Genomic DNA, 23,748 nt, shown 5'->3' with positions numbered 1-23,748 from the left:
CGCGTGAATGCTACGGGAGCGGTCCCGGCCGGGGCGAAAAGCCGAGTATTTGGAGGATCCTCCAGGTCTACGCGCGGAGCTTCGATCATGGCTTGTGTGCAGTGCCAGCAATCGTGCTCGAACTGGCTTTTGCCACAGGGCTCCCGCAGAATCGAACGTCGGGTGCAGGGGCGCCCGAGTGCGCCCTGCGGCCGTGCCGCACCCGCACCCGAGATGTATCTTCTCCCAGCCAGAGAGCCCCCTTCATGCGCTTCCTGAACGACCTCATGCCCTCGTACGACTTGACGTACGACGACGTCTTCATGGTCCCCAGTCGATCCGCCGTGGGCTCCCGCCAGGGTGTCGACCTCTCCTCCAACGACGGCACCGGCACCACGATCCCGCTGGTCGTCGCCAACATGACCGCCATCGCCGGCCGCCGGATGGCCGAGACCGTCGCCCGCCGCGGCGGCCTGGTCGCCATCCCCCAGGACATCCCGACCGAGGTCATCGCCGAGGTCGTCGGCTGGGTCAAGCGGCGCCACCTGGTGCACGACACGGCCCTCACCCTCGACCCCGGCGCCACCGTCGCCGAGGCGCTCTCGCTGCTGCCCAAGCGCGCCCACGGCGCGCTGGTCGTGGTCGAGGCCGGCCGGCCGGTCGGCGTCGTCACCGACTCCGACTGCCAGGGCGTCGACCGCTTCACCTCGCTCGCCGAGGTGATGTCCCGCGAGCTGCTGCTGCTCGACGAGGACATCGACCCGCGGGACGCCTTCGACAAGCTGAGCGAGGGGCACCGCAAGCTCGCCCCCGTGGTGGACCGCGAGGGCCGCCTGGTTGGCATCCTGACCCGCAAGAACGCGCTGCGCGCCACCCTCTACACCCCGGCCGTGGACGCCGCCGGCCGACTGCGGGTCGCCGCCACCGTCGGCATCAACGGAGACGTCGCCGGCAAGGCCAAGGCCCTGCTGGAGGCCGGTGCCGACACGCTCGTCGTGGACACCGCGCACGGCCACCAGGAGTCGATGATCACCGCGCTGCGGGCCGTGCGCGGCCTGGACCCGCAGGTCCCGGTCGTCGCGGGCAACGTCGTCTCGGCGGCCGGCGTGCGCGACCTGGTCGAGGCGGGCGCCGACATCCTGAAGGTCGGTGTCGGCCCGGGCGCGATGTGCACCACCCGGATGATGACCGGCGTCGGCCGACCGCAGTTCTCGGCCGTTCTGGAGTGCGCCGCCGAGGCCCGCCGGCTGGGCAAGCACGTCTGGGCCGACGGCGGCGTGCGCCACCCGCGCGACGTCGCCATGGCGCTGGCCGCCGGTGCGTCCAATGTGATGATCGGCTCCTGGTTCGCCGGCACCTACGAGTCGCCCGGCGACCTGCAGACCACCGCCGACGGCCGGCAGTACAAGGAGTCCTTCGGCATGGCCTCCAAGCGGGCCGTGGGCAACCGCACCGCCCAGGACTCCTCGTACGACCGGGCCCGCAAGGCGCTCTTCGAGGAGGGCATCTCGCACTCGCGGATGTTCCTGGACCCGGCCCGCCCGGGCGTCGAGGACCTGATCGACTCGATCATCGCGGGCGTGCGCAGCTCCTGCACCTACGCGGGCGCGGCCACCCTGGAGGAGTTCCACGACAAGGCCGTGGTCGGCATCCAGAGCGCGGCCGGCTACGCCGAGGGCAAGCCGCTGCACTCCAGCTGGGCCTGAGTTCCCAGGGCGTGTCCGGTGCGCCGGGCCCGAGGCCGAGCGGGAGCAGCAGGGCGCGGCCGAGCAGCCCGACCGCGCCGTCCAGCGCCGTGCCGAACGCCGCGGCCGCCGCGGGGCGCCCGCGCAGCTCCCAGAGCACCTGCACCGAACCCCAGGCGGCCTCCCGGGCGGTGTCGACCGACCAGGCCCCGAAGCGGTGGGTCAGCGGCTCGAACCGCTCCAGGACGTCCGGGCCCGGCATCAGCTGCTCCCGGACGGCCGTCTCCGCCTCCGCCAGCAGGTCGTTGATCCGGTGGTAGTCCTCCGCGAGGTGCTCCGGCTCCCGGCCGAGCCGCCGGCAGGTGTCGACGACGGCGAGCGGCAGGTCGTGCTGGATGTGGGCGGTCATCCCGGCCAGCGCGAACTGCACCGGGTGCAGGTCCGGGTGCGCGCGCAGCTCGAACAGCGGCCGCCAGCAGGCCGGTGGCCGCCGTCGCGCCGCGACCGCGTCCACGGCCAGCAGGTAGCGCCCGGCGAACACCGTGTCGAGCACGGCCATCGCGGACGGGTCGGCGAAGCAACCCAGCCGGGAGCGCACGGTCTCCGTGACGGTGAGGTACATCCGGTTGAACACCGCCACCCCGTCGGAGGGCGGCAGCCCGGCGCCGATCGCCCGCAACCGGCGGACCACCGCGTCGATCCCGTGCGCCGCCGCCGCGGTCCTCGTGGACACCCTGACCATGCCTCACCCTCCGGCGTCGATCGTGCACTGATCGCATCATCGTGGCACGCCGGGCCGGTGGATCCCGGGTGGTCGGATCGGCCCGTCGGGCCCGGGCCTTCGGGGCACCGGCTCGTCCCCGGGCCGCCGCTCAGGGTTCCCAGCGGATCGCCATGGCGGCGGCGTCGTCGGCGAGGCCGGTGGGGGAGACCCAGGAGGCGACGTCGGCGAGCAGCGCGTCCAGCAGGTCGTCCGGGGTGGCGGCGGGCAGGCCGGGGAGGCGGGCCGGGAGGGGGTAGAAGACGTCCACCGCGTTGCGGGCCTCGGAGACCCCGTCGGTGTAGAGGAGCAGCAGGTCGCCGGGGTGCGGGTGGACGGGGTCGGCGTGGTAGCCGCCGTCGCCGGCGAGGCCCAGCAGACCCAGCGGCGGGGCGTGCCGGGCGGGGGCGAGCTCGGTGATACGACCGGCGCGGCGCAGCAGGGGGTGCGGATGGCCGCAGTTCACCAGCCGGGCCGTGCCGTCCCGGTCCACGGCGAGCAGCAGCGCGGTCACGAACCGCCCGTCGGCCGGGCGGTCGCTCACCGCGGCGTCGAGCCGTTCGGCGAGCCGGGCGAGGTCCGGCTCGGTGCGGGCCGCGGTGCGGAAGGCGCCGAGCACGTCCGCCGCCGTCTCGACGGCGGCCAGGCCGTGGCCCTGGACGTCCCCGAGCAGGACCCGGATCCCGTACGGGGTGTCCGCCACCTCGTACAGGTCGCCGCCGATCCGCGCCTCGGCGGCGGCCGCGACGTACCGGACGGCGATCCGCAGCGGGCCGACCCGCTCGGGCGGCGGGCGCAGCAGGGCGCGCTGGGCGGCCTCGGCGACGGTCCGGACATGGAACAGCTCGCGTTCGCGGGCGGCGATCAGCACGACGTTGGCGGCGCTGGCGAGGGTCGCGGCGGTGATGGTGATCAGCGAGGCGAGGTGGACGGTGTCGGGCAGGTGGCTGTTCTCCTCCTCCAGCAGCCCGGCCACGAGGATGGCGGCGACCCCGGTGGCGAGCGGCACCCGGGCCCGCCGGGTGGTGGCGCCGACCAGGACGGGCGCCACGGCGAGGACGGGGGAGAGGGTGGTGCCCGGCCCGGTGAGCAGGTCCGCCAGCACGGCCCCGACGAGCAGCAGGAAGGCGCCGAGCAGCAGCCGCCTGGTCCGCCGGGGCAGCGGCGGCAGCGGAACCTCGCCGTCCTCGGACCCGCCGGCGCCCACGGCCACGCCCTCGCCTCCTGCCCGTTCGCCCGCTGCGGAACCCCTTCGTCCACTCTCCACCGACCCGCACCCCACCGGCATCCCGGCGCCCGCCGGGACGGTCAGGCCCCGGCCGGTTCCCAGTCCGGTTTGCGGTCGGCGGGCACCCCGGGCAGGCGCCACCAGGCGCGGAGGTCGGCGGGCAGCTCCAGGCGGTGGCGGGCCGCGAACGCGTCGAGTGCCGCGCCGTCGGCCGCCGGCCGCTCGGGTGCCCAGGCCGTGTGCGCGGCGAGCCAGGCCGTGATGCGGGCGGACAGGGCGGGGACGTCGTGATCCACGGGTGCCATGGCCCGCAGTCTGCCGGACGTCCCCGACAGGGCGGTGTGCGGAGGACGTAGGGTGGCGGGCGAGATGAGACGTAGGAGTACGGCACCGGCCTCGCCGCTTCCCCAGCGGTTCGGGGTGGATCCGGTGCATCTGCGGCTGCCCCTGACGGGCGGGCCGTGGGCGACGGTGGGGGCGTACCTGGCGCAGCGGCTGCCGGCGGTGGCGGCCGAGCGGGTGGACGCGCTGCTGCGGGCCGGCGGGGTGGTCGGGGAGGACGGGCGGGCCGTCCGCGCGGCGGAGCCGTTCCGGCCGGGGACGCACCTGTGGTTCTACCGGGAGCTGCCGCCGGAGGTGCCGGTCCCGTTCCAGCTGGAGGTGCTGCACCACGACGAGCACCTGGTGGTCGTCGACAAGCCGCACTTCCTGGCCACCACCCCGCGCGGGCGGCACGTCGTGGAGACGGCGCTCTCCCGGCTGCGGCACGCGCTGGAGCTGCCCGCGCTGAGCCCGGCGCACCGGCTGGACCGGCTGACGGCGGGGCTGGCGATGTTCGTGGTCCGGCCGCAGGACCGGGGCGCCTACCAGACGCTGTTCCGGGACCGGCTGGTCCGCAAGGAGTACCGGGCGGTGGCGGCGTACGACCCGGCGGTGGAGCTGCCCCGCACGGTGCGCAGCCACATCGTGAAGGAGCGCGGCCAGATCGCCGCGCGCGAACTCGACGAGGCGCCGAACAGCGAGAGCCGGATCGAGCTGCTGGAGCAGCGCGACGGGCTGGGCCGCTACCTGCTGCGGCCGTCCACGGGGCGCACCCACCAGCTGCGGCTGCACATGAGCGGGCTGGGCCTGCCGATCCTGGGCGACCCGGTGTACCCGGTGGTGTTGCCGGAGCCGGCCCCGGACGACTTCCGTCGCCCGCTGCAACTGCTGTCCGCGGTGATGGAGTTCACCGATCCGCTGACCGGTCGTCCGCGCCGCTTCGAGAGCCGCCGGACGCTGGCGGCCTGGGCGGACGGCGGGTGGGAGCAGCACCGGCCGGCCACCGACGGAACGTAACCCCGTCGGCTACCGCCCCGGCGGCAGCTCCAGCTCGAACCAGACCACCTTCCCCTCCGGGGTGCGCCGGCTGCCCCAGCGGTGGGCGAGCTCGTTCACCAGGTGGATGCCGCGCCCGCCCTCGTCCTCCTCGTGGGCGCGCCCGATCCGCGGGGTGGTGATGTCCCGGTCGGCCACCTCCACGGTGAGCGTGCGGTTGCAGAACAGCCGCAGCTGGGTGGGCGATCCGGCGTGCACCAGGGCGTTGGTGATCAGTTCGCTGGTGAGCAGTTCGGCGCAGTCGGCGAGCGGGGACAGCCCCCAGGCGGTGAGCGTCTCCCGGGTGAAGCGGCGCGAATGGGCGACCATCGCGTGGTCGCCGCCGAGTGCCAGGGTGGCGATCCGGTCCGAACCGGCGGGCCGGGCCTGCGCCATGATGACGGCGATGTCGTCCTCGCTGGTGCGGCCGGTGAGTTCGGTGAGCACCGCGTCGCAGGTCTGCTCCAGCGTGGGGCGGCGGTCGGCGACGGTGCGGCAGAGCAGTTGCAGCCCCTCGTCGAGGTCACGGCCGCGCCGTTCGACCAGGCCGTCGGTGTAGACGGTCAGGATGCCCTCCTCGGGGAGGGTGAACTCGACGCTCTCGAAGGGGACTCCGCCGACCCCGAGCGGCGCGCCGGGCGGCAGCTCGACCAGGTGGGCGTTGCCCTCGGTGTCGGACACCACCGGCGGCAGGTGGCCCGCGCAGGCGGCGGTGCAGTGCCGGCCGACGGGGTCGTACACCACGCAGATGCAGGTGGCGAACTGGCCCTCGCCGAGTGCGGTGGTGGCCTCGTCCAAGCGCTGCAGCACCCGGTCGGGGGCGATCTCAAGGGTGATCAGGGTCCGTGCCACGGTGCGCAGTTGGCCCATCGTCGCGGCGGCCCGGATGCCGTGGCCCATCACATCGCCGACCACCAGCGCGACCCGGCCGGCGGAGAGCGGCACCACGTCGAACCAGTCGCCGCCGACCTCGCTGACCACACTGCTCGGCAGGTACCGGTAGGCGAGGTCGAGCCCCAGCGTGCGGTGGATCTCCTGCGGCAGCAGGCTGCGCTGCAGGGTGAGCGCGGTCTCCCGCTCCCGGCGGTAGAGCCGGCCGTTGTCGATGGCCAGCGCGGTGCGGGCGACCAGCTCCTCGGCCAGCGCGCGGTCCGCCGGGCCGAACGGCAGCGGATTGCGGCTGCGGACGAACTCCGCGCCGCCGAGCACCAGTCCGCGCGCCAGCAGAGGCACCATCAGGTACGAGTGCACCCCGGCCTCCAGGCTCGGCTGCACCCGGTCCGGCGAGGCCACGATCCGGCGCAGCGCCGCCTCGTCCACCTCCGGGACCAGGATCGACCGGCCGGTGCGCAGGCTCTGCGCGTACATCTGCGCCGACTGCGAGGTCTCCCCGATCGCGTCGGCGGCGTCCGCCATGGCACCGTGCTCGTCCAGCTCGCCGACCGCCACCGCCCGCATCAGCACGGAGCCGTCGGCCGGCACGGGCGCCGGCTCCTCGCCGTCGAGCACCGCCTCGCGCAGGTCGACGGTGACGAAGTCGGCGAAGCGCGGGATCACCACGTCGACCAGCTCCCGGGCGGTGCGGTACAGGTCGAGGGTGGTGCCGATCCTTCCCGACGCCTCGTTGAGCAGCGACAGCCGCTGCTGCGCGGCCCGCGCCTCGTCCAGCGCCCGCTGCCGGGCGGCGGCCGCGTCCCGTTCCCGGGTGAAGAGCAGCGCGTTGTCGATCGACACGGCCGCCCGTACCGCCAGCTCCCCGGCCAGTGTCAGGTCGTCCTCCTCGTAGGGGCGGTCCACCACGGTCCGGTAGAAGGCGGCCAGGCCGACCGGCGAGCCGCGCGCGATCAGCGGCACCACCATCAACGAGCGGACGTTCTGCTCGTGCACCGCCGCCGCGCGCACCGGGTCGTCCCGGAACCAGGCCAGCCCGGCCTCGTCCATCCGGGGCACCAGCACCGGGGCGCGGTGGGTGAGCGCCCAGGCGTAGGGGGTGGAGGCGACGAAGCGGTGCACCCCGCCGGTCCGGTCGATCGGGCGCAGGGTCGAGTGCGGCGCCGCGTGGAAGGCCATCCGCCGCAGCAGCGCAGAACCGTCCTTGGACGTCCGGGCCTCGGGCTCGCCGCGCACCAGGTCGTCCAGCACCTCGACGACCACCGTGTCGGCCAGCCTGGGCGTCGCCACCTCGGCCAGCTCCTGGGCGGTCTGGGCGAGGTCGAGCGTGGTGCCGATCCGGGCGGAGGCCGTGTTCACGACCGCCAGGCGCTCCTGCGCGGCCTTTGCCTCGCGCAGTGCCTGCTGCCGGTCCAGCACCGTCTGGTGCTGGCGCAGGTACAGCCGGGCGTTGTCGATGGCCACCGCGGCCCGGGAGGCCAGCTCGTCACCGAGCGTGATGTCGGCCTCGGCGAAGGACTCCCGTGCGCCGCGCCGGGAGAAGACGATCATGCCGAGCGTGGTGCCGCGCGCCACCAGCGGGGTGATCCGCACCGAGCGCGGCCGGTCGCCGAGGAAGGCCTGCCGGCCGCTCTCGGTGATCGCCTCGCTCAGCGGCGGCAACTCCCAGGACGGCACCACCACCGTCCGCCCGGAGACCAGCGCCCGAGCGTACGGGGAGTCCGGCGCCACCTCGTAGACCGCGTCCACCGGCAGCGCCTCCGCCGGGTAGAGCGGGTCGGCGGTGGCCAGCGCCAGCCGGCGCACCTGCAGCGGGGCAGTGGGCTCCAGCGGCTCGACGTCCCGGCCGGCGGCCAGCGCTTCCAGGGCGAAGACGCCGCTGATGTCGGCCACCTCGGGCACCATCGCGTCGGCCAGCTCCCGGGCGGTCTGCCGCAGGTCCAGGGTGGTGCCGATCGAGGCGGTGGCCTCGACCAGCAGGGTGAGCCGCCGCTGCGCCCGGGCGGCCCTGGTCTCGGCCTGGAAGCGCTCGGTGACGTCGACGACGGTCGAGCTCACCCCGAGCACGTGTCCGCCCTTGTCCTCCAGCCGGAAGTAGGAGGCCGACCAGGCGTGGTCGTGCATCGGGTCGCCCGGGGTGCGGCCGTACGAGCGGGCGTCCACCACCGGTTCGCCGGTCTCCAGCACCCGGCGCATCACGTCCTCGCTCTCCGCGCCGTTGATGCCGGGCAGCAGCTCGGTCAGCCGGCGGCCGAGGTGCTGCTCCACCGACAGCCCGTTGATCCTCGCCAGCGCCTCGTTGAGCCGGACGAAGGCGAGGTCGGTGTCGTACACGCTCATGCCGACCGGGGCCTGGGTGAAGAAGCCGTCCAGCACGGCCAGGTCGGACTGGATCCGGCGCAGCGTGGTCACGTCCGAGGCCACCGCCAGCACCAGCGGGCGGCCGCCCGGCCCGGCGATCGGATGGGTGCGGAACTCCAGGTTGACGTCGTGCCCGTCGCGGTGGCGCACCGGGAAGACGCCGGACCAGCGGCGGCCGTCCAGGATCTCCTGGAACAGCTCCAGCACCTCCGGGCGCCGCTCGTCGGTGACCAGCAGCTGCGCGGCCCGCGCGCCGACCGCCTCCTCGGCGGAGTAGCCGAGCAGGGCCTCGGCGTCGCCGCTCCAGTGCAGGATCCGGCCGTCGGCCTCGATCAGGGCGGTGGCGATCGGCACCATCAGCAGGGCCTCCGGGCCGTCGGGACGTCCGGGCCCGGCGGCCTCGCGCCGCTCATGCCGTCTGTTCACCATGCTCGGTCACCATGGCCGGAACCGCCCGGAGATCGTCGCCACCAGCCCTGCCATCTTCCCACGGGCCCCGTCACCCCCGCTCGGCGCACGGGCGGGCCGGCCCCCCTACGCGGTCTGCAGGGCGCGCAGCAGCTGGACGCCGGGGGCGTCGACCGAGCGGCGGGTGTTGGCCAGCACGATCACCCCGACCTGCCGTTCCGGGTCGAAGGCCGTGAAGGAGCGGTAGCCGCCGGTGCCGCCGTTGTGCCAGATCTGCAGGTGGCCGCCCTGCCGGGCGTGCAGGCGGTGGCCCAGCCAGCCGAGGTGCGTCCAGGCGAAGGGGTTGACCCGGTGCCGCACCTCGCGGGTCAGCGCGATCGCCGGGGCGAGCGGCGAGTCGCCGTCGGTGCCGTCGCGGCCGTCGGTGCCCCCGCCGCCGGCCGCCAGCTGGGCCCGCAGGAAGACGGCCAGGTCGGCGGCGGTGGACTTGAGCGCGCCCGCCCCCGCGAGGCCTGCGAGGTCCCAGCCCGGCACCGGGCGCCCGCCCGCCGTGTGGCCGGGGGCGAGCCGGGCCGTCTGCGCCGGGTCGGGCGCGAGCACGGTGTCGGTGAGCCCGAGCGGCTCGCAGACCTCCCGCCGGACCAGCTCCCCGTAGCCGACGCCGGCCCGGTGCGCGAGGGCGAGGCCGAGCAGTCCGGCGCCGAGGTTGGAGTAGCGGAAGCCGCGGCCGGGCGCGGTCCGCGCCTTGGTCCGGCCGAGGCTGCCGAGCAGCCACTCGGGGGTGCAGTGCGCGTAGGGGTCGGGCTTGTTGGGGGTGAGCAGGGAGGACAGCAGCATCCCGGCGGGCAGCCGGGGCAGGCCGGAGCTGTGGGTCGCCAGGTGGCGCAGGGTGATCGGCTCGGGGCCCTTGCCGGGGAAGGCGGCACCGGCCGGGAGCGCGTCGGCGAACAGGTCCGCGAGCGGCTCGTCCAGCGCGACGGTGCCCGCCAGGGTCAGCCGGGCGAGCACGAGCGAGGTGAACACCTTGGTGATCGAGCCGATCTCGAACAGCGTGTCCGGACCGGGCCGCCCGCCGGCGGGTCCGGGGCCGGTGCGTCCGGCGCCGCGGATCTCCACCGTGCCGCGGGCGAGGCCGGCGACCACCGCGCCGACCTGCTGGCCGGCGAGGCGGTCGGCGGTCTGCTGGACGAGGCTGCCGAGATCGTTCATGGCCCCGAGCCTAGGGTCGGCGCCGGGCCGCGTCGTCCACCGGGGCGACGATTCTCGGCGGGACCCCGCTCGTCCCCCGGAGGTACGGGAGGACGAGCGGGGTCCCGGCCGGGGCGCGCCCCGGCTCAGCAGCTCAGGTTGTTGCCCGGCACGGTGCCGATCAGCTGGGTGAAGCGCTGGTAGGCGTTGATCCGGCTCTGCACCTGGGCGGGGTTGCCGCCGTTGCACTCCAGCGAGCCGTTGATGCTGCGGATGGTCTCACCGAAGCCGTAGCCGTTGACGATCGCGTTGTGCGGGGTCATGGTGCCCGGCCCGTTCTGGGTGTTCCAGTACCAGAGCGCGGTCTTCCAGGCGACGGCCGGGTCGGTCTGCACCAGGTTGGGGTTGCGCAGCAGGTCGATGCCCAGGGCGTCGCCGGCGGCCTTGTAGTTGTAGTTCCAGCTCAGCTGGATCGGCCCGCGCCCGTAGTACGCGGCCTGCCCGGCCGGGCAGCCGTACGACTGCGCGGGGTCGCAGTAGTGCGGGTAGTTGGCGGTGTTCTGCTCGACCACGTACACCAGCGCGCCGGTCTCGTGGTTGACGTTCGCGAGGAAGGCCGCGGCCTCCTGCTTGCGGACGGTGTCGGTGCCGGTGGCCGCGAAGGCGGGGTAGGCGGCGAGGGCGTCGATCAGGCCCTGGTAGGTGTAGAAGGGGTTCCGGTTCGGGAACATCTGGTCGAACTGGGCCTGGCTGACCGGGAATCCGCCGGGGTTGGGGTTGCCGGTGGAGGTCGGCGTGACGGTCGGGGTCGGGGTCGTCGTCGGGCCGGTGCCGCAGACGCCCTGGTCGGACCAGACGCCGGAGCCGCCGGTGCTCGGCGGCTCGTTCTGGGTCCACCACTTGGCGAGCCAGTTGTGGCCGTTGTAGGAGACGGCGGCGCCGCCGGTGTAGACGGCCGAGGAGTTCCAGGGCGTGCCGCAGACGGCGGCGCTGGCGTTGGCCGCGGGCAGCAGCAGGATCACCGCCAGCGCCGTGGCGACGGCGGAGAGCAGTGCGAGCAGGCGTTTCGTGGACACTTGATCACCCCTTGTGCGGTGTGGGGCCGCACGGTCGTGGAGGTAGGGACGTCGGGGCAGGGGAGCCGGGGCCCCGCGGGGTGGGGGCACGTCGTGGGGGACGGGCCGACCGGGGTGCGGGCCGGTGCGGGGCTGACCCAGACTCAAGCGGAATGGTCTAGACCTGTCAAGGGGTTTCGGGCAGAACGCGCGCGGTGGGGGAGGTGTGAACGAACGTGACCGGGCCCGCTGCGGTGGTGCTGTCATGGCCAGGTCTCTCCATCTGGAAGGATGGCGGGGTGGACGAGACCTCCGACCCCGCCGCCCGGTCCGGCCCGGGCGCGCCGATCCGCTCGGGCATCCCGGAGCACGGTAGGGTGCCCAAGTACTACGCCGTCAAGGGCCAGTTGGAGGCCCTGATCGACGAACTCGGCGAGGACGGCGTGCTGCCGACCGAGCGCGAGCTCGCGGCCCGCTTCGAGGTGGCCCGCGAAACGCTCCGGCAGGCACTGCGCGACCTGCTGATCCAGGGCCGGATCCGGCGGCGCGGGCGCAGCACGGTGGTGGCCGGCCCCAAGCTGGAGCAGCCGCTCTCGCTGGCCAGTTACACCGAGGGTGTGCGCCGCCAGGGCCGGGTCCCCGGCCGGACGCTGATCGGGCTGGAGCGGCTCGGCGCGGACCCCCAGCTGGCCGGCCAGTTGCGGATCGCCCCGGGCGAGCCGGTCTGGCACCTGGAGCGCGTCCTGCTCGCGGACGGCGAGCGGGTGGGCCTGGAGAGCACCTATCTGGCGGTCGGTCGGGTCCCGGCGCTGGACGTGGAGTTCGACCCCGCCTCCTCGCTGTACGCCTACCTCGCCGAGCGGGCGGGCATCGGCTTCGGCGCCGCCGACGAGCGGATCGAGACCGTGCTGGCCACCCCGCGCGAGGCCCTGTTGATCGGCACCCCGCCGGCGCTGCCGATGCTGCTGCTGCACCGGCTGACCCGGGACGCCGAGGACCGGCCGGTGGAGCGGGTGCGCTCGCTCTACCGGGGCGACCGCTTCAGCTTCACCACCCGTCTCGAAGCGGACTGACCCGTCTCGAAACGGGCCGGCCGCCCGCCCGGCGCCTGTCGCGCCGGGCTCTTGATCTCGCTCTCTATCTCGAATGGGTAACGGGTCTGGACCGAATTCGGGCGTTGTTCACACCCGGGTCGGAAACCGGGCCACCCCCGTCCATCCGTCGCTCCGACCGTAGTCACCGCCCCCTTCGGCGCCATGACGCAGTATCAGGAGGACGACGTGACCCCGCAGACCCCCGCCGCCCCCGGCCTCTCCCGCCGCGGCCTGCTCCTCGGCACCGCCGCCGCGCTCGCCGCCGGCCCGCTCGCCGCCACCGCCGCCACCGCCCGCGCGGCCACCGCCACCACCGCGGCGGCCGACGGCCGGACCCCGAAGGTCCTGCTGATCGGCCTCGACGGCACCATGCTCAACCGGATCAAGGACGCCGGCGCCCCCAGCCTGACCGCCCTGATGGCCGGCGGCCTCACCGCGGCGAGCAGCCTCTACGCCAACCCGATGGCCGGCACCCTCTCCGGCCCCGGCTGGTCGACCATCGCCACCGGCGTCTGGCCGGACAAGCACAACGTCAAGGACAACAACTTCACCGCGCCCAACCTCGCGGCCTACCCGGACTTCCTGACCCGGGTCGAGACCGCCGCGCCCGCGCTCTCCACCTACGTGGTCGCCTCCTGGGCGCCGATCGCCAACACCATCTGCTCCGGCAAGGTCGACACCCGGATCGCCACCCCGTCCGCCGAGTACGACACCGGCACCACCTCCCGGGCGGTCGCCAGGCTGCGCGACGAGAACCCCGACGTGGTCTTCGTCCACCTCGACAACGTCGACAACGCCGGCCACAGCAGCGGCTCCGCCAGTCAGGCCTACCTGACCGCGATCCGCGGCGTGGACGCCCAGGTCGGCCAGATCGTCGCCGCCGTGCGCGGCCGTGCCACGTACGCCCAGGAGGACTGGCTGATCATGGTCACCGCCGACCACGGCCACACCCCGACCGGCGGTCACGGCGGCTCCACCTGGGAGGAGCGGCAGACCTTCGTAATCGCCAACGGCTCGGCGTTCCCGGCCGGTTCGGTCCGCCACGACGTGCGCATGGTGGACATCGCGCCCACCGCCCTGGCCCACCTCGGCATCACCGCCGACCCGGCCTGGAACCTCGACGGCACCCCGATCCCGGACCTCGTGCCCGACGAGTTCGACGCGCTGCGCCCGCAGCTGACCGGCCGGGTCGACGAGAGCGGCATCGCGGCCGGCGTGCTCGGCTTCACCCACACCCCGCCGGCCGGCTGGTCGATCGACAACTCCGCGATGGGCACCGGCGGCGTCACCGAGTGGCGCGGCTGGTCGTTCACCACCGACGAGTTCTGGACGAAGGCCGAGCGCGACCAGAACCGCGAGCTGAACGTCCGCTCCCGCAACGTCTTCGCCGTCGCGGACTCCGACGAGTGGGCCGACCGGACCTTCAAGGGCAACTACGACACCACCCTGGTCAGCCCGGAGTACCCGGTGGCCGGGCGCCCCACCGTCCCGGTCGCCTTCACCACCTTCTACCGGCCCGAGGGCGCGCAGACCGCCCGGGTGCTCGCCGTCTGGGACGGCGGCGCGCCGGTCGAGGTGAAGAGCTTCACCGGCGACACCAACGGCCGCCAGCGGCTCGACCTGGCCGTCCCGGCGGGCGCGAGCCGGCTGCGGCTGCGCTTCCGGTACACCGGCAGCAACAACTGGTACTGGGTGCTGGACAACGTCCGGGTCGGCTGACCCGCGCCGGAGCCCGCGCTAGGACGGGGCGAGCGCGGCCCGCAGCCGCCCGGCGACCAGCGCCGCGCCCGCCTCGTCCGGGTACGCCCGGCGCGGCCAGAAGAAGCCGCGCAGCCCGTCCTTCGGGTTGCGCGGCACCACGTGCACATGCAGGTGCGGCACCGACTGGCTGATCCGGTTGTTCGCCGCGACGAAGCTGCCCGCCGCGCCCAGTCCCTGCTCCATCGCCGCCGCCACCCGCTGCACCCGCAGGAAGAACGGGCCCACCTGCGCCGCCGGCAGGTCCGCCAGGGTGCGGTGGTGGGAGCGCGGCACCACCAGCACATGGCCCGGGAAGAGCGGCCGGCGGTCCAGGAAGGCCACCGCGGCCTCGTCGTCCAGCACCCGGTGCGCGGGCTCGGTGCCCGCCACCACCGCACAGAAGACGCAGTCCATCCGTCCATTCAACCGGCCGCCCGGGGCCCCGGCATCCGCTCGGCGCGAGGGCGCCGGGAGGTCACCCGAGCGGACCCCGAGCGGGTGCGGGCCCCGGCCGCCGGGGGGCACCGTGCAGGTGGGGCGCGCGGCGCGTCCCGTCGACGAGGAGGTGGCCCGGATGGCGGGCAAGTTCGAGGTGTACGAGGACGCCGGAGGCAAGTACCGGTTCCGGCTCAAGGCGGGCAACGGCGAGATCGTCGCGACCGGCCAGGGTTACGCGAGCAAGGATGCCGCCCACAAGGGCGTCGAGGCCGTCCAGCGGGCGGCGGACGGTGCGAGCGTGGTGGACGTGAAGTCCAAGGCCGCGGCCTGAGGGCCGGGGCACGGGGAGCGGGCGCCCGGATCCCGGGCGCCCGCTCCCCGCGTCCGCCGGCGCCCGCTACTCGTAGCGGTAGAGCAGGGCCTCCCGCTCGTTGCGCTCGATCGCCTCGATGGTCAGCGCCGGGTCCGCCAGGTGGGAGAGGGTGATCTCGGCCGAACTCGGCTGGGCGTCCGCGGCGAGCCAGTTCTCCGGCTTCCACGCCGAGGAGCGCAGGAAGGCCTTCGGGCAGTGCGCGAAGACCTCCTCCACCGCCACCACGATCGCGCTGCGCGGCGGCTTGCCGACCGCGGTCAGCTGCTCCAGCAGCCGCGGGTCGGTGGAGACGCAGGCCCGCCCGTTGACCCGCAGCGTGGTGTCCCGGCCGGGAACCACGAAGATCAGCCCGACCCGGCCGGTCTCGACGACGTTGTGCAGGGTGTCCAGCCGCTTGTTGCCGGTCGCGTCCGGGATCGCCAGGGTGAAGTCGTCGAGCACCGAGACCAGTCCGGGCGGCCCGCCGCGCGGCGAGACGTCGCAGCGCCCGGCGGCGTCCGCGCTGGCCACCAGCACCAGCGAGGAGCAGGCGATCAACTGCCGGGCGACGTCGTGGATGCGGTCCACCTGCTTGCGGCGGGCGTGGTCGCTCGGCTGCTCGTAGACGTCCCGCAGCTGCGCGGCGTCGCGCACGGCCTCCGCGCTGAGGGCGGCGAACAGGCCGGACGGGCCGGACGGGCCGGGAGTTGACGGAACGGCGATCTCCGGTGTGCTGGTCATACCGGAAACGTAGCGCGCTCGGCTCAGACCGTGAACGCGACGGGGTGCACCTCGTCGGCCGGATGCCCGGCGCGCTCGTGGACCCGCTGCACGGCCTCCTTCGACGGCGCCTCGGAGAGGCAGTAGACGACGCCCGCCTCCGGGTCGGCCCACGCCTGCTCGAACTGCACGCCCTCGGTGCCCTGGATCTCCAGGTCGGCCCGGTGCGCCATCCGCAACTGCTCCTCGGTGATGCCGGCCATCCCTCGGTGGACGTCCATGAACTTGGCCATCACGCTCGCACCTCCTGGGGACCGGGCCCGCGCCCGGCCCGCAATCCGCCCCCCTCCCACCAGCTTGCGCCCCCGCGCACCGGCGCGCATTCCCGCCGCGGTCGTGAAACAGCCCACAGCCGGGGCCTCTCCCTGGGCCCGCTCCGGTCGTGGCACAATGACCGCAGAAGTAGCAGTGACGTTCAGCGCACTCCGGGGTCGGTGAAAATCCGAACCGGCGGTTACAGTCCGCGACCCGTCCGCAGCCAGCGGCCGGTTGACCAGGTGAAATTCCTGGACCGACGGTTAAAGTCCGGATGGGAGGCGTGCGCGGCGGACGAGTGAGCGACACCCGTGGTCCCCGGTGGACCGTGGGGATGGTGCACGGCGGCGGTCGAGGGTTTCCCTCCTCCGGTGTCCGGTGCGGCCCTGGCCCGGCGACGGGTCGCGAGGCCGTCCGGCGAACCGTGCGGCAGCGCGCCCGTCCGCGTCATCTCCCATGCCGCACCCCGGAGTCCGCGCCCCAAGCGCGAGGAGAACCCGGGTGTTCACCGGCATCATCGAAGAGCTCGGCGAGGTCGTGTCGATCGAGGAGATCGGCGATTCCTCGCGGATCCGCCTGCGCGGCCCGGTGGTCTGTGAGGGCGCGCGGCACGGCGACTCCATCGCGGTCAACGGCGTCTGCCTGACCGTTGTCGACACCCCCGACGAACTGGCCGCCGGCACCGGCGAGTTCAGCGCCGACGTGATGGCCGAGACCCTCCGCCGTTCCAGCCTGGGCGAGTTGAAGCCCGGCTCGTCGGTCAATCTGGAGCGCGCCATGGCGCTCGGCGCCCGGCTCGGCGGCCATCTGGTGCAGGGTCATGTCGACGCCACCGGACGGCTGTTGAGCCGCGAGCCGGGGGAGCGGGACGCTGCCGGGAACCTCCGCTGGGAGGTGCTGCGCTTCTCGCTGCCGGAGTCCGTCACCCGCTACCTGGTGGAGAAGGGCTCGATCACCGTCGACGGCGTCAGCCTCACCGTGGTCGAGGCCGCCCGCGACAGCTTCACCGTCAGTCTCATCCCGGCCACCCTCGCGCTGACGACGCTCGGCACCAGGGCCGTCGGCGAGAGCGTCAACCTGGAGGTCGACGTCCTCGCCAAGTACGTGGAGCGGCTGCTGGAGTCCCGCACGCTGCCCCCGACGGTCACCGGGGAGGAGCGGTGAACTGGCTCAACTCGGACGCCTTCACGGTCCTCGGCCAGACCGTGAAGTGGTCGGACATGATCGGCAACCTGTTCGGCCTGGCCGGCCTCGCCCTCGGCTGGCGCCGCTCGGTCTGGAGCTGGCCGGTCCAGCTGCTCTCCGGCGCGGTCCTGATCGCCGCCTACCTGTCCGGCGACGTGCCGGGCCTGGTCGGCAAGCAGCTGATCGTCATCGCCACGGCCGCCTGGGGCTGGACGCGCTGGCGCAACGGCCGGCAGGGCGGCGGGGAGATCGCCGTCCGCTTCGCCACCTGGCCCGAACGGGCCGCCCTGGTCGCCGGCACGGCGGTCGGCACCGGCCTGCTGGCCTGGGCCTTCCTGACGATCCCCGCGCTCGGCTCGTGGAGCCCGTGGGCGGACGCCTACATCTTCGTCGGCACCCTGGCGGCCATGGTCGCCCAGGCCCGCGGCTGGGTGGAGTTCTGGTTCGCCTGGATCGCGGTCGACGCGGTCGGCGTGCCGCTCGCCTTCAACACCGGCTACACCTTCTCCGGCCTCACCTACTCCGTCTACTTCGTCCTGGTCCTGCTCGGGCTGCGCTCGTGGTGGTTGCGCACCCGCGCGCCGCGTCCGACGTCCTCCACCGTCCCGCAGGGAGCAACGGCATGACCGAGAACCAGTCCGACGAACTCGTCCTCGACCCGGTCGAGCGGGCCATCACCGACATCGCGCTCGGCCGTGCGGTGATCGTCGTCGACGACGAGGACCGCGAGAACGAGGGCGACATCGTCTTCGCGGCCTCCGCCGCCACCCCCGAACTGATGGCCTTCACCATCCGCTACAGCTCCGGCGTGATCTGCGCCCCGATGACCGGCGCCGAACTGGACCGGCTCAAGCTCCCCCCGATGACCCAGGTCAACGAGGACCGCAAGGGCACCGCCTACACCGTCTCGGTGGACGCCCGCGAGGGAGTCGACACCGGCATCTCGGCCGCCGACCGGGCCCGCACCGTGCGGCTGCTCTCCTCGCCCGGTACCGGGCCCGAGGACCTCGCCCGCCCCGGGCACGTCTTCCCGCTGCGCGCCGTCGAGGGCGGCGTGCTGGTCCGCCCCGGCCACACCGAGGCCGCCGTCGACCTGGCCCGACTCGCCGGACTGGCGCCGGCCGGCGCCATCGCCGAGGTGGTCAACGACGACGGCACCATGGCGCGGCTGCCCGAGCTGGTCGCCTTCGCCCGTGCGCACAACCTGGCGATCATCTCCATCGAGGACCTCATCGCCTACCGCCGCCGCACCGAACTGCACGTCGAGCGCGCCGCCGTCACCGCGCTGCCCACCGCCTTCGGCGAGTTCACCGCCGTCGGCTACCGGGGCACCCTCGACGGCGTCGAGCACATCGCGCTGGTCGCGGGCGGTCTGGACGCCGACGGCCGGCTGCCGGACGGCGAGGACGTGCTGGTCCGGGTCCACTCCGAGTGCCTGACCGGGGACGTGCTCGGCTCGCTGCGCTGCGACTGCGGCCCCCAGCTGCAGTCCTCGCTGCGCCGGGTCGCCGAGACCGGCCGCGGCGTGGTGCTCTACCTGCGCGGCCACGAGGGCCGGGGCATCGGCCTGGCGCACAAGCTGCGCGCCTACGAGCTCCAGGAGCAGGGCCGTGACACCGTCGACGCCAACCTCGACCTCGGCCTGCCCGCCGACGCCCGCGACTACAGCATCGGCGCGCAGATGCTCTGCGACCTCGGCGTGCGCTCGCTGACCCTGCTGACCAACAACCCCGAGAAGCTCACCGCGCTCACCGAGCACGGGCTCAAGGTCAAGGGCCGCGAGCCGGTCGAGATCCCGGCGGGCGAGCACAACGCGCGCTACCTGCGCACCAAGCGCGACCGGATGGGCCACGACCTGCCCGGCCTCGGCGCCTGAGCGCCGCCACCGCCCTCCATCGACCTTCCAGCGATCCCGAACCACCGATCCCGAACCACCGATCCCGAACCACCGAAAGGCACCCGCACATGAGCGGCCACGGAGCCCCCGAGCTGACCATCGACAACGCCGCTGGCCTCAAGGTCGCCGTGATCGCCGCCCAGTGGCACGAGCAGGTGATGAACGGCCTGCTCGACGGCGCCCACCGCGCCCTCAAGGAGCTGGGCGTCGCCGAGCCGACCGTCCTGCGCGTCCCCGGCGCCTTCGAGCTGCCGGTCGCCGCCAAGCGCCTCGCCGAGCACGGCTACGACGCCGTGATCGCCCTCGGCGTGGTGATCCGCGGCGGCACCCCGCACTTCGACTACGTCTGCCAGGCCGCCACCGTCGGCCTCACCCAGGTCGCCGTGGACACCGGTGTCCCGGTCGGCTTCGGCGTACTGACCTGCGACAACGAGGAGCAGGCGCTCGACCGCGCGGGCCTGCCGGGCTCCGGCGAGGACAAGGGCCACGAGGCGGTCACCGCGGCCGTCGCCACCGCCGCCGCCCTGCGCGCGCTCTGAGGCGGCCGGCCGGGCCGCGCTCCGGACCGTGGACGTCCACCGGACTGTCCACGGTCCGGAACCGTTTACCGTCCGTCCCTCCGCACGCCGTAAGGTGAGTCCCATCATGGCTTCGAAGACATTCGAGGAGCTCTTCACCGAGCTCCAGCAGAAGGCCGCCACCGGCGACCCCTCGTCCTCCCGTACCGCGCAGCTCGTCCAGCAGGGCGTCCATGCGATCGGCAAGAAGGTCGTCGAGGAGGCCGCCGAGGTCTGGATGGCCGCCGAGTTCCAGTCCGACGAGCAGACCGCCGAGGAGATCTCGCAGCTCCTCTACCACCTTCAGGTGATGATGGTCGCCCGCGGGCTGACGCTCGACGACGTCTACAAGTACCTCTAGGCACGCACCTCCGGGCCCCGGTCCCTCAGGTTCCCCGGCCCGGAACCCCCTACACCCACACCGAACAGGTAAGGAACTGACCTCCATGCTGCGCATCGCCGTCCCCAACAAGGGTTCGCTCTCGGGTCCTGCGGCGGAGATGCTCCATGAGGCCGGCTACCGGCAGCGCAAGGACGCCAAGGAGCTGGTCCTGGTCGACCCGGGCAACCAGGTCGAGTTCTTCTTCCTGCGCCCGCGCGACATCGCGGTGTACGTCGGCTCCGGCCGCCTCGACGTCGGCATCACCGGCCGCGACCTGCTGCTGGACTCGCACTCCAACGCCGAGGAGGTGCTCGCGCTCGGCTTCGCCGGCTCGACCTTCCGCTTCGCCCGCCCGGTCGGCGTGGACGTCGAGGACGTCAAGGGCCTGGAGGGCCTGCGGATCGCCACCTCCTACACCGGCCTGGTCGAGCAGCACCTCGCCGACCACGGGGTGAAGGCCACCGTCACCAAGCTGGACGGCGCGGTGGAGACCGCGGTGCAGCTGGGCGTCGCCGACGTGATCGCCGACGTGGTGGAGACCGGCACCAGCCTGCGCAACGCCGGCCTGGAGGTCTTCGGCGAGCCGATCCTGATCTCCGACGCCGTGGTCATCCGCCCCAAGGGCGCCGGCGAGGACCCGGGCGTCGACCAGTTCCTGCGCCGTCTGCAGGGCGTGCTGGTGGCCCGCCGCTACGTGCTGATGGACTACGACATCCGCGCCGAGAACGTCGGCGCCGCCGTCGCGCTGACCCCCGGCCTGGAGTCGCCGACCGTCTCCCCGCTGCACACCGAGGGCTGGGTCGCGGTGCGCTCGATGGTGCTCCGCAAGGAGGCCCAGCAGATCATGGACGACCTGTGGGGCATCGGCGCCCGGGCCATCCTGGTGACCAACATCCACGCCTGCCGCCTCTGAACACCCACCGGCCCCTGGCCGCGGGGGTAAGCACCGGTTGAATAGGGTGGGGCCGCCGACAGGCGTCCCCACCCTTTCCGTTGCCCGACCCACGAACCACCCCGGAGCCCCTCGTGTCCACCCCCGCCGAGTTCCCCGTCACCTGGGCCCCGCGCCGCACCCGTGCCGTGCTGCTGCCGGTCTGCGCGCTGCTGGTGGTGCTGTTCGCCGTGATGGCGGTCGCCCTGCCGGCGAACTGGCAGCTCAACGACCGGATCATGATGGCGGTCAGCGGCGTGCTGTTCGCCGCCGTCGGCCTGATGCTGGCCCGCCCGCGGGTCAGCGCCGACGCCGAGGGCGTCACCGTGGTCAACTTCGTCCGCAGCCGTCGGCTGGCCTGGGCCGAGATCGTCGGCGTGAACTTCCGCCAGGGCGACCCGTGGGCCACCCTCGACCTCGCCGACGGCACCTCGCTGGCCGCCGTCGGCATCCAGTCCGGCGTGGGCAAGGCGCAGGCCATCGCGGACGCCCGCGCCCTGCGCGACCTGGTCGTCCACCACGGCAGCTGAAGCACGGCGGCTGACGCACAACGGTCGGTCGCCGGGCGGGTCCGAACGCGGATCCGACGTCCGCACGGGTATGGTCTACGCTGGTAAAAGCGGGGCAAAGGCATTGCCCTGCCCGAAATCGACCTGAGGAGTGACACTCCCCGTCCATGGACGATCCGTCCGGTAGTACCTGCGCCGCCCTCCTTCCTCCCGACGGAAGGCAGGCGGCACTGTGATCACCGCCTGGCTGCTGCTCTTCGCAGCCCTCCTGCTCATCCTCGCCAACGGCCTCTTCGTGGCCGCCGAGTTCGCCTTCGTGACCGTGGAGCGCGGCGCCGTCGAGCGCAGCGCCGAGACCGGGGACGCCAAGTCCGGCCGGGTCTCCAAGGCCCTGCGCCACCTCTCCTTCGAGCTGTCCGGCGCCCAACTCGGCATCACCGTGACCTCGCTGGTGGTCGGCATGCTCGCCGAGCCGGCGCTGTCCACCCTGCTGAAGCCGGTGTTCACCGGGATCGGCCTGCCCGCCGGCGCCGCCCGCGGCGCGGCCGTGGTCATCGGCATGCTGGCCGCCACCGTCGTCCAGATGGTGATCGGCGAGCTGGTCCCGAAGAACTGGGCGATCTCCCACCCGCTCCAGGTGGCCCGCGCGGTCGCCGCTCCGCACATGGCGTTCTCCCGGGCCTGCCGCCCGCTGATCAGCGTGCTGAACGGCTCCGCCGACCGCACTGTGCGCGCCTTCGGCATCGAGCCGCAGGAGGAGCTGGGCCACGCCCGCACCCCCGCCGAACTGGTCTCGCTCGCCCGGCACTCCGCCAAGGCGGGCGCCATAGACGAGGAGTCGGCCACCCTGTTCGTGCGGACCCTGGGCCTCGGCGACCTCACCGCCCAGTCCGTGATGACCCCGCGCATCGACGTCTCCGCGCTCCAGCGCGACGCCAGCGCCGCCGACGTCCTCAACCTGACCCGGGCCACCGGCCTGTCCCGCTTCCCGGTCTACACCGACAGCCTGGACGAGGTCACCGGCACCGTCACGCTCAAGGACGCGCTGGCCGTCCCGGCCGAGCGGCGCGCCACCGTGCGGGTCGCCGACCTCGCCGTCCCGCCGCTGCTGGTGCCCGAGACGCTCCCCGCGGAGCGGCTGCTCGACCAGCTGCGCCGCCTGCAGCCGATGGCCATCGTGGTCGACGAGTACGGCGGCACCGCCGGCGTCGTCACCGTCGAGGACATCGTCGAGGAGATCGTCGGCGCGGTGCAGGACGAGCACGACCCGGCCGACACCCCCGAGCTGCTGTCGCTGCCGCCGGTCGAGGGGCAGCCCGTCTGGGCGGCCGACGGCCGCGCCCGGCTCGACCAACTGGAGGCCATCGGCCTGCACGCTCCGGAGGGGCCGTACGAGACGCTGGCCGGCCTGGTCGCCGACCTGCTCGGCAAGCTGCCGGTCCCCGGTGAGCAGGCCGAGCTGCCCGGCTGGCGGTTCACCGTCGAGGCCGTGGACCGGCACCGCACCAGCCGGGTCCGGGTGGAACGCACCGCCCACCACCACTTCCTGGGCGACGACGAGGACGGAACCCGATGACCGCGCTCCAACTGGCCGTCGCCGTCCTGCTGCTGCTCGGCAACGCCTTCTTCGTCGGCGCCGAGTTCGCCGTCGTCTCGGTCCGGCGCAGCCAGATCGAACCCCTCGCCGAGGCCGGCAACAAGCGCGCCCGCACCGTGCTGCACGCGCTGTCCAACGTCTCCGCGATGCTCGCAGCCGCCCAGCTCGGCATCACCGTCTGCTCGCTGGGCCTGGGCGCGCTCGCCGAGCCGACCATCGCCCATCTGCTGGAGGGGCCGTTCGACGCGATCGGCATCCCGGCCGGCCTGCAGCACCCGTTGGCGTACGGCATCGCGCTGGCCGTCGTGGTCTACCTGCACATGGTGATGGGCGAGATGGTGCCGAAGAACATGGCACTGGCCGGCCCCGAGAAGGCCGCGCTCTGGCTCGGCCCGCCGCTGGACCGGCTGGCCCGCTGGCTGGCCCCGGTGATCTCCTTCCTCAACACCTTCGCCAACGGCGTCCTCAAGCTGTTCAAGGTGGAGGCCAAGGACGAGGTCGAGTCGGTGTTCACCACCGAGCAGCTGATCTACCTGCTCGCCGACTCCGGGGACGCCGGGCTGCTGGAGAAGGACCGCCAGGAGCGCCTGGAGGACGCCCTGGAGCTGGGCCGCCGCCCGCTCACCGACGTCCTGCTCACCCCCGAGCAGCTGGTCACCGTGGACACCAAGGTGACCGCCGCGCAGATCGAGGAACTGGCGCTGCGCACCGGCTTCTCGCGCTTCCCGGTCACCGACGGTGACCCGGCGGGCCACGGCTACCTCGGATACCTGCACCTCAAGGACATCCTGGACGTCGAGGACCCGACGACGCCCGTCCCGGCCCGGCTGTGGCGGCCGATCACCGTGCTGCGCGGCACCATGCCGCTGGACGACGCGCTGGGCGCGATGCGCCGGGCCGCCTGCCACCTCGCGGCCGTCCTCGACCAGGACGGGCGGACGCTCGGCGTGGTGATGCTGGAGGACGTCCTGGAGGAGCTGGTCGGCGAGGTGCACGACCCGGACCACCGCTCCGCCGCGTAACGCCGGACGCCGGGTTCCCGCCGACGCTTCGCTCTCGGCGATTCCGCTCTGAGCGTGCGCCCGTTCCCATGCCGGCCACCCTGACCGCAGGGTGGTCG

At 73.8% G+C, this 23,748-nt stretch carries 22 protein-coding genes, 1 pseudogene and 1 riboswitch; of the genes and pseudogenes, 14 read left to right on the top strand and 9 right to left on the bottom strand.

Features of this window, described 5'->3' with window-relative positions; all coding sequences use genetic code 11:
• Positions 1-245: 245 nt before the first annotated feature.
• A complete protein-coding gene (locus tag ACFVVU_RS16415) occupies positions 246-1,685 on the top strand; it encodes a GuaB1 family IMP dehydrogenase-related protein (protein ID WP_380689338.1) in 1,440 nt (479 codons plus the stop codon).
• A gap of 52 nt (positions 1,686-1,737) precedes the next feature.
• Here the strand turns inward: ACFVVU_RS16415 and ACFVVU_RS16410 are convergent.
• The 3 genes and pseudogenes from ACFVVU_RS16410 to ACFVVU_RS16400 form a co-directional block, all read right to left on the bottom strand.
• Positions 1,738-2,406: pseudogene (locus ACFVVU_RS16410) on the bottom strand (DUF5995 family protein); the annotation flags it as partial.
• 130 nt (positions 2,407-2,536) lie between these two features.
• A complete protein-coding gene (locus ACFVVU_RS16405) occupies positions 2,537-3,637 on the bottom strand; it encodes a PP2C family protein-serine/threonine phosphatase (protein ID WP_387790468.1) in 1,101 nt (366 codons plus the stop codon).
• A gap of 95 nt (positions 3,638-3,732) precedes the next feature.
• Positions 3,733-3,957, bottom strand: coding sequence for a hypothetical protein (locus ACFVVU_RS16400; protein ID WP_387790466.1), 225 nt, complete (start codon positions 3,955-3,957; stop codon positions 3,733-3,735).
• 64 nt (positions 3,958-4,021) lie between these two features.
• Between ACFVVU_RS16400 and ACFVVU_RS16395 the strand changes: the two genes are divergently transcribed.
• Positions 4,022-4,990 (top strand): pseudouridine synthase, encoded by a 969-nt coding sequence (locus ACFVVU_RS16395; RefSeq protein ID WP_387790464.1) that lies wholly within the window; start codon positions 4,022-4,024, stop codon positions 4,988-4,990.
• A 9-nt stretch (positions 4,991-4,999) separates the two neighbouring features.
• Here ACFVVU_RS16395 and ACFVVU_RS16390 read toward each other — a convergent pair whose 3' ends face one another.
• The 3 genes from ACFVVU_RS16390 to ACFVVU_RS16380 all read right to left on the bottom strand — a co-directional run bounded on the left by ACFVVU_RS16390 (position 5,000) and on the right by ACFVVU_RS16380 (position 10,932).
• On the bottom strand, positions 5,000-8,689 hold the full coding sequence (locus ACFVVU_RS16390; protein WP_387790462.1) for a SpoIIE family protein phosphatase: 3,690 nt from the start codon (positions 8,687-8,689) through the stop codon (positions 5,000-5,002).
• Between the two features lie 105 nt (positions 8,690-8,794).
• Complete coding sequence (locus ACFVVU_RS16385; protein WP_387790460.1) at positions 8,795-9,877, bottom strand: serine hydrolase domain-containing protein; 1,083 nt, start codon at positions 9,875-9,877, stop codon at positions 8,795-8,797.
• Between the two features lie 125 nt (positions 9,878-10,002).
• Positions 10,003-10,932: a glycoside hydrolase family 19 protein gene (locus tag ACFVVU_RS16380; protein WP_387790458.1), complete on the bottom strand. Its 930-nt coding sequence runs from the start codon at positions 10,930-10,932 to the stop codon at positions 10,003-10,005.
• 278 nt (positions 10,933-11,210) lie between these two features.
• Between ACFVVU_RS16380 and ACFVVU_RS16375 the strand changes: the two genes are divergently transcribed.
• Entirely contained in the window at positions 11,211-11,984 is a 774-nt protein-coding gene (locus tag ACFVVU_RS16375) for a GntR family transcriptional regulator (protein WP_380684332.1), read from the top strand.
• 183 nt (positions 11,985-12,167) lie between these two features.
• Positions 12,168-13,724, top strand: a complete 1,557-nt coding sequence (locus tag ACFVVU_RS16370; RefSeq protein ID WP_387790456.1) for an alkaline phosphatase family protein — start codon at positions 12,168-12,170, stop codon at positions 13,722-13,724.
• A gap of 18 nt (positions 13,725-13,742) precedes the next feature.
• Here ACFVVU_RS16370 and ACFVVU_RS16365 read toward each other — a convergent pair whose 3' ends face one another.
• A complete protein-coding gene (locus ACFVVU_RS16365; protein ID WP_387790454.1) occupies positions 13,743-14,159 on the bottom strand; it encodes an HIT family protein in 417 nt (138 codons plus the stop codon).
• A gap of 160 nt (positions 14,160-14,319) precedes the next feature.
• Here ACFVVU_RS16365 and ACFVVU_RS16360 point away from each other — a divergent pair, with 160 nt between their 5' ends.
• Complete coding sequence (locus ACFVVU_RS16360) at positions 14,320-14,514, top strand: DUF1508 domain-containing protein (RefSeq protein WP_355365617.1); 195 nt, start codon at positions 14,320-14,322, stop codon at positions 14,512-14,514.
• A 66-nt stretch (positions 14,515-14,580) separates the two neighbouring features.
• Here ACFVVU_RS16360 and ACFVVU_RS16355 read toward each other — a convergent pair whose 3' ends face one another.
• Together ACFVVU_RS16355 and ACFVVU_RS16350 are read right to left on the bottom strand one after the other, a co-directional pair.
• Positions 14,581-15,276, bottom strand: a complete 696-nt coding sequence (locus ACFVVU_RS16355) for an MSMEG_1061 family FMN-dependent PPOX-type flavoprotein (RefSeq protein WP_380715136.1) — start codon at positions 15,274-15,276, stop codon at positions 14,581-14,583.
• A 23-nt stretch (positions 15,277-15,299) separates the two neighbouring features.
• Positions 15,300-15,548, bottom strand: coding sequence for an SCO4226 family nickel-binding protein (locus tag ACFVVU_RS16350; RefSeq protein ID WP_355365611.1), 249 nt, complete (start codon positions 15,546-15,548; stop codon positions 15,300-15,302).
• 184 nt (positions 15,549-15,732) lie between these two features.
• Positions 15,733-15,860, top strand: a riboswitch (FMN riboswitch).
• A gap of 211 nt (positions 15,861-16,071) precedes the next feature.
• Between ACFVVU_RS16350 and ACFVVU_RS16345 the strand changes: the two genes are divergently transcribed.
• From ACFVVU_RS16345 to ACFVVU_RS16305, 9 genes are all read left to right on the top strand, one after another.
• Positions 16,072-16,734, top strand: a complete 663-nt coding sequence (locus tag ACFVVU_RS16345; protein WP_387790452.1) for a riboflavin synthase — start codon at positions 16,072-16,074, stop codon at positions 16,732-16,734.
• Positions 16,731-17,381: a nicotinamide riboside transporter PnuC gene (locus ACFVVU_RS16340; RefSeq protein ID WP_380685393.1), complete on the top strand. Its 651-nt coding sequence runs from the start codon at positions 16,731-16,733 to the stop codon at positions 17,379-17,381. Before ACFVVU_RS16345 ends, ACFVVU_RS16340 begins: the two co-directional genes overlap by 4 nt.
• Entirely contained in the window at positions 17,378-18,631 is a 1,254-nt protein-coding gene (locus tag ACFVVU_RS16335; protein ID WP_380685396.1) for a bifunctional 3,4-dihydroxy-2-butanone-4-phosphate synthase/GTP cyclohydrolase II, read from the top strand. Before ACFVVU_RS16340 ends, ACFVVU_RS16335 begins: the two co-directional genes overlap by 4 nt.
• 89 nt (positions 18,632-18,720) lie before the next feature.
• Positions 18,721-19,191, top strand: a complete 471-nt coding sequence (ribH, locus tag ACFVVU_RS16330) for a 6,7-dimethyl-8-ribityllumazine synthase (RefSeq protein ID WP_387790449.1) — start codon at positions 18,721-18,723, stop codon at positions 19,189-19,191.
• A gap of 106 nt (positions 19,192-19,297) precedes the next feature.
• The gene (locus ACFVVU_RS16325; protein ID WP_030306151.1) at positions 19,298-19,570 is read left to right on the top strand and encodes a phosphoribosyl-ATP diphosphatase; all 273 of its coding nucleotides are present in this window, start codon (positions 19,298-19,300) and stop codon (positions 19,568-19,570) included.
• Positions 19,571-19,655: 85 nt separating this feature from the next.
• A complete protein-coding gene (gene hisG / locus ACFVVU_RS16320) occupies positions 19,656-20,504 on the top strand; it encodes an ATP phosphoribosyltransferase (protein WP_387790447.1) in 849 nt (282 codons plus the stop codon).
• A gap of 113 nt (positions 20,505-20,617) precedes the next feature.
• Positions 20,618-21,052, top strand: coding sequence for a PH domain-containing protein (locus tag ACFVVU_RS16315; RefSeq protein WP_380685403.1), 435 nt, complete (start codon positions 20,618-20,620; stop codon positions 21,050-21,052).
• A gap of 211 nt (positions 21,053-21,263) precedes the next feature.
• Complete coding sequence (locus tag ACFVVU_RS16310; RefSeq protein ID WP_380685405.1) at positions 21,264-22,607, top strand: hemolysin family protein; 1,344 nt, start codon at positions 21,264-21,266, stop codon at positions 22,605-22,607.
• The gene (locus ACFVVU_RS16305) at positions 22,604-23,650 is read left to right on the top strand and encodes a hemolysin family protein (RefSeq protein ID WP_355365586.1); all 1,047 of its coding nucleotides are present in this window, start codon (positions 22,604-22,606) and stop codon (positions 23,648-23,650) included. The genes ACFVVU_RS16310 and ACFVVU_RS16305 overlap by 4 nt, the downstream gene beginning before the upstream one ends.
• Positions 23,651-23,748: the final 98 nt, after the last annotated feature.

The organism is Kitasatospora sp. NPDC057965, assembly GCF_042887135.1.
Lineage (GTDB): Bacteria > Actinomycetota > Actinomycetes > Streptomycetales > Streptomycetaceae > Kitasatospora.
The sequence above is the reverse complement of the archived record's forward strand: the minus strand, read 5'-3'. Positions and strand labels throughout refer to the sequence as shown.